This is a genomic window from Endozoicomonas sp. SESOKO1, from assembly GCF_024606265.1.
Taxonomy (GTDB): domain Bacteria; phylum Pseudomonadota; class Gammaproteobacteria; order Pseudomonadales; family Endozoicomonadaceae; genus Endozoicomonas.
Map to the genome: position 1 here is coordinate 1 of NZ_JAHHPP010000412.1, position 6,139 is coordinate 6,139.

Annotated in this window: 3 protein-coding genes; 2 read left to right on the forward strand and 1 reads right to left on the reverse strand. The window is 52.0% G+C overall.

The features are described from left to right. A partial coding sequence (locus KDK13_RS18820; protein ID WP_257286547.1) for a hypothetical protein occupies window positions 1-2,873 on the forward strand: 2,873 nt, incomplete at its 5' end. Window positions 2,874-2,945: 72 nt separating this feature from the next. Here the strand turns inward: KDK13_RS18820 and KDK13_RS18825 are convergent. After that, complete coding sequence (locus KDK13_RS18825; protein WP_373692257.1) at window positions 2,946-5,327, reverse strand: Lon protease family protein; 2,382 nt, start codon at window positions 5,325-5,327, stop codon at window positions 2,946-2,948. 485 nt (window positions 5,328-5,812) lie between these two features. Here KDK13_RS18825 and KDK13_RS18830 point away from each other — a divergent pair. Beyond that, window positions 5,813-6,139, forward strand: a 327-nt coding sequence (locus KDK13_RS18830; protein WP_257286549.1) for a D-alanyl-D-alanine carboxypeptidase, incomplete at its 3' end; no start/stop codon positions are given.

The window sequence follows — 6,139 nt, forward strand, 5'->3', positions numbered from 1 at the left end:
GGGCAATACTGGAGCTGGCGCGCTTCCAGGCAGAATGTTGCCTCAGGAGGCTAACGTTGAATGGCCAGCAGCTTACCCCGGATGCGGTGGTCAGGGATTTTCCGAATAGGCCGGATGGCAAACTGGGGATAGCGCGCTTCCTGGCGGAATGTTGTCTGAAGGGGCTACCGTTAAATGGCCTGCCGGTGACGCCAGAGATGGTCGCCGGGAGTTATCGGGCGCTCAGGGCAACACTGGAGCTGGCACGCTTCAAGGAGCAATGTTGCCTGAAGGGCCTGGCGCTGAATGGCGAGCCGGTAACAGCGGATGCGGTGGTTAACAGTTTCCCGGACAGTCCGGAAGGCAAACTGGGGATAGCACGCTTCAGGGAACAGTGTTGCCTGAGGGGGCTGGCGCTGAATGGCCAGCCGGTGAAAACGGATGCGGTGGCAATGGGGTTCCCGGATAGTCCGGAGGGCAAACTGGGGCTGTCGCGATTCATGGCGGAATGTTGCCTGAGGGGGCTGCGGCTGAAAGGGCGGCCAGTCACCACGGATGCGGTGGTGAAGGGTTTTCAGTCAGCCAGGGCAACCCTGGAGATGGTGCGCTTCAAGGAGCAATGTTGCCTGAAGGGCCTGGCGTTGAATGGCCAGCCGGTCACACCGGATATGGTGGTTGAGGGTTATCAGTCGGTCAGGGCACCACTGGAACTGGCGCGTTTTAAAGCCGATTGTTGCCTGATGGGACTGGAGCTGAATGGCCAGCTGGTCGCACCGGCCGAGGTGATTAATGATTTTCCGGATACCCTGGAAGGCAAACTGGGGATAGCGCGCTTCAAGGCGGAATGTTGCCTGAGGGGCATGCTGGTGAATGGCCGGCAGGTCACCCCGGATGCGGTGGCTCAGGGCTATCTGGCAGCCAGGGCAGCACTGGAACTGGCACGCTTTAAAGAACAATGTTGCCTGAAGGGGCTGCGGTTGAATGGCCAGAAGGTCACTCCGCTTGCCGTGGTCAATGATTTTCCGGACAGTCCGGACGGCAAACTGGGGAGAGCGCGTTTCACGGAACAATGCTGCCTGAATGGGTTGGCGCTGAATCATCAGCAGGTTACACCGGATGCGGTGGTCAGGAGTTTTCCGGACAGTCCGGAGGGCAGGCTGGGGATAGCGCGTTTCAAGGAACAGTGTTGCCTGAAGGGGCTGCTGTTGAACGACCAGCAGGTCACGCCGGAGGACGTAGTCAGGGATTATGAGCGCGGTGGCTGGTTGCTCGAAAGGGCTATTTTTTATGCCCAGCTGGCATTGAATGCCAGAGAATTGAATGGCCGCTATCTGGATAACCAGAAAGTATTGGCAGCATTTAATGAGTTACCCGGGGATCACTCTTCAAGGCAGGCCAGGTATCTGATTCAACGATTGAAACAGCCCCAGCATTACGATGAAACCGATGAGGCCCGGGAGATACTTCAGACGGCCTGGCAAATCCTGAACAACGTGTCAACCAGGGATGATGAGCAGCATCGGCTGCAATGTCTTTTGAAATTCACGGCCATGTACCATGAGCTGCCAATTAATGGTCAGAAAGTGCCAGCAGAACAGGTATTGCAATCCATTAACCTGCTGAGAAGCTCATTTCAGAATTTACGCATGCTTTTCTTCTTCCTGTCACACTGCCATATCACCAGACAGTCTGTAAATGGACGGCATATTCATAAGGATCAGGTGATGGAGTGCCTTCAGCTTTTTCCTGAAGGGACCAAACTGCGCCATGCGTTGGCCTTCTGGTTTGAACAATGCAGCTGTGAAGCCAGCATAATTGAAAATATCCTCTACAACCTGCAAAGTGCCCTTCCCTCAAGGTGGGACAGTGATTGTGCCCAGGGATACGCAGCCTCCCGTCAGCCTGCGTCCGGCACCGGGGCCGTCACTGCCAGTGTGGCCGAAGCCCTGAGGCCCTTATCTGAACCCTTGTCAGAAAAAGCGGCAAAACAAGCGGCAAAAACAGCCGGGTCGGGTTTTTCCGACAGTCCGGTCCCACGGTTAAATGCGTTGACGCTGAAAACACTGGGGATCATTCAGAAAATCAACGGTTCTTATGCCGATCCAGCCATCCTGATTACCGGTTCATGCGCACGTTTTTTACAGAACCGCTGCTCATTGTTTATTGATATTGACATTAAATGCACGACAGAAGCCTCTGCCAGAAGACTCATGGAAAGGTTGCAGGCGCTCAACGTCGGCAGTGGCAGTGATGAAGACATTCCCCAAAGCATCATCATCTGGGCAATCCCGGGATATGAACGGCCAAAAGCCTACAATGTCCATCTTAACTACGGTGATTTGTGTACCAAGGCAGTAGGGCTTAGCGTCACGGTTGATCCCGGGCTGACCGATGAAAATACATTGGCCGTTAAAGCGCCTGATGTTGAACTGGACAGCGGCTTGTCGTTTGCTGAAGAAACCGGATTACTGAACAATACGCTGGGATACCTGGTTGATAACCTTGATCTGTTGACTGCGCAACTACAAAAAGGGGCGGTATTCGATTTACCCCAGACCCTGCTTTTTAACACCCCCAAAAACCCCGAAGAGCGTATCTATGGCTTGCTTACATGTGCTCTGGTTACCCTGAATAATGCCCGGCGGTTTATCGCCCTGAACTCGGAAGGTAAACCTGAAAAAACGGATTGTCCGCCTGACCTGCTGCAAAAAGACTGCCAGCACCTTCTGGTACTCACTGAGAATCTGCAGGCGCAATTGAATACCCATCCTTACCGTGTCCAGTTTGAGCTAAGGGTGAACGAGTGGTTATCGACAATCCAGAATGTGAGTGATGACGAGATCGAGAGGAAGGACTTGATCAAAGTACTGCTTGCCATGATGCATCCTGAATAATGCCGGTGAGAATCAATTAATCTTTACATAAAAAAGCCAGACAGTTGTCTGGCTTTCAGTGCATCCGTTCTCTTAACTGTGGTTCTCTTTGGTCAGCTCGGCGATCTCTTTCAGGCGTTCCAGGACTTTCTGGTTGATGGAGCCTTTTGGATAATTGCCTTTGCTGTTCATGACGCCGGGACGATGGCCGGTCAGCAGCTCAAGCGCCTCTTCAACATGAGAAACGGCATAAACATTGAACTTCTTGGCTTTGACGGCATCCACTACCTTGCTGTGCAGCATCAGGTTGCGTACGTTTGCCTGCGGGATAATTACACCCTGCTCACCGGTCAGGCCCCTGGCATTACAGAGATCAAAGAAGCCTTCGATCTTCTCGTTAACACCACCAATGGCCTGGACTTCACCGTGCTGGTTCATGGAGCCGGTGACCGCAAAGCACTGCTTGATCGGGGTTTGGGTCAGCGCCGACAGCAGGCAGCAGAGCTCTGCCATGGAGGCACTGTCACCATCGATATAGCCGTAGGATTGTTCCATCGCCAGACTGGCAGAAATCGCCAGGGGGAACTTTTGCGCATAACGGCTACCCAGATAACCGGTCAGGATCATAACCCCTTTGGAGTGAATGGCCTGACCCAGGGCTACCTCCCGCTCAATATCCACAATACCCTGGCTGCCAGGATAAACCGCTGCGGTGATACGGGCGGGGGAGCCAAAACAGGCATCGCCCACAGAGAGCACGGTCAAACCATTGATCTTACCAATCTGCTCACCGTCAGTATCAATCAGAATGCTGCCTTCCAGCATATCATTCAGGATCTGCTGACTGACCCGGCCAGTACGCTCGGCCTTGGCATCCAGTGCCCGGTCAATGTGCTCGTGGTTGATTTTGCGGCCATTGCCGGTTCGTCGGATAAAGTCAGCCTCGGCCAGCAGATCGAAAAGCTCACCGATTTTTGCCGACAGCTGAGTCTGGTTTTCGGTCATCCTGGAGCTCTGTTCGATCATCCGGGCAACGGCCGAGGCAGACAGTGGTGGATAGTTTTCATCGTCCGCCCGGTTTTTCAGCAGTTGGGCAAATGCCTGAATGGTTTCAGGAGAGCGTGGCAGCTGGTCATCAAAGTCCACCAGTACCCGGAACATTTCGTGGAAATCCGGGTCAAGCTGCTGAAGGATGTAATAAATATCCCGCGATCCAACCAGAATCACCTTGACGTGCAGTGGAATAATTTCCGGGGTGAGGGTGATGGTGTTCATCAAACCCATCTCGGAGTAGGGGGATTCAATTTTCAACTGCCGCTCTTTCAGGGCTCGTTTCAGGGCTTCCCAGACGAAGGGCTCTTCCAGAAGCTTGTTGGCTTCCAGCAATAGATAACCCCCATTGGCCTGATGCAGTGAGCCGGGGCAGATCTGACGGAAGTTGGTGACCAGGGCTCCCATCTCACTGGCGTATTCTATGCGGCCAAAGAGGTTCTTGTAGTTGGGATGAGACTCATAGATAACCGGTGCCGCAGCATCATTCTTATGACCAACCACCAGGTTGGGAGAGTAGAGTTCCTCCAGTGCAGATCGTTTGCTGGCATCTTCTTTGGACTCCATTGCCCGTTCATCAACCAGGTATTCAATCACCGTTCGGTGAAGATGCTGTTTGACGGCTTCCAGGTAATCCAGAATATTCTGCTCTTTGCTGTATTTTTTCAGCATGGGCTTCATAAGCGGAGCCAGGGCCTGATCAATGGTATCCTGATTCAGGTCCTGCAGCTTTTCGTTGGATTCCCGTTTCCACTGGGGCAGTTCAACCAGAGACTCATTGAGCCTGGTTTCCAGTTCACTGATGTCGTTGTTGAACTTTTCCCGCTTTTTATCCGGCAATTGAGCGAACTCGGTTTCATCCATCGCTTTACCGGCGGACATCGGTGTGAAGCTCAATGCACCGGTATCCCGGTATAAGGCGATATCCCGTTTCAGGGCTTCCTGTTCGATTTGATCAATGGCCTGGTCATAACGCTTATTAAAGCTACGCTCGATGGCACTTTTCTTTTGTTGATACGTGGGGTTTTCAAACGCCGCCGGAAAAGTCATCAGAAGCTTGTCAATAAAACTCTCGAAGTCCTTCTGCAGGTCATTGCCCAGACCAGCAGGCAACTTCAGGGCTTTGGGTTCACGGGGGTTATCAAAGTTATTAACGTAGGCCCAGTCATCAGAGGAACTCTGTCTCTTGGCTTCTGTTTCCAGGTATTTACGAAGATAGGACATCCGGCCAGTACCGGACTCGCCCATGACATAAATGTTGTAGCCCGAGCGGTGCATGGCGACACCAAACTGAATCGCACTGGTGGCTCGCTCCTGACCCAGGATACCGACGTAACTTTCCAGCTCTTCTGTGGACTTGAAACCCAAATCCTTCACTGGCTGCCTGGCGATGAGTTGATTCGCTGTTAGTTTGAGTTTTTTCACAAGTCTTGCCATTTCCCGCAAAATGCTTACACCATGAGAGTTGAGTGAAGCTTTTGTTATAAAAAGGTGGTCGAAGATCTTCTTTTACAGAACCCGGGGTCTGTTGATATTTCATTACGTGTTCAGCTCATCAGGGTGCTCCCGGGGCCTGGCACGGCTTTGCGGGGATACCCTGAAGGGGATTTCAACATGACGCAACAGCGTCATGTGGGTGTCCCGGTGCGCTGTTCAGATGTTTCAGAAAAACACCATATGCTATGTCATACTTGCCTGGCGAAGAATAAATGCGTCCTGCACAAGTCTTTCGAGCACATGACGCTTTTCTGAGCCATACTACGCGTCCCGCTGAGTTCGCAGGGAAACGTCAACAGATCCTATAGTACTCTCATTAAAAAGGATTGTCGGCCTTGAGACCAGTGTGTTGATCTGAGAATTTATAAATTGCATAGTGATTTTAGTGTGGTCAGAGACTGCAGAGCTTTTTTATGAACGTCTGGAAAAAATGGCTGTCTATTTCTTTTATTGCTTTTGGAATTAACCAGGGTTTTGCGTCCATCGATGATGACCTTGACCGACTGATCTCCACATTACCACCCGGACATATTCATTCCATTAAAGTCATTGAAGCTGAAACCGGGAAAGTGCTGTTTGACCGGAATAGTAGCTTTAACCTGCTACCAGCCAGCACGGTAAAAGCCATTACTGCCATCTCAGCTTATCGGGTGCTGGGCGATGAGTACAGATACCAAACCTCCTTATTGAGTAACAAGCCTTTGTCAGAGGGGAAGGTCTATGCCGGAGACCTGGCTTTA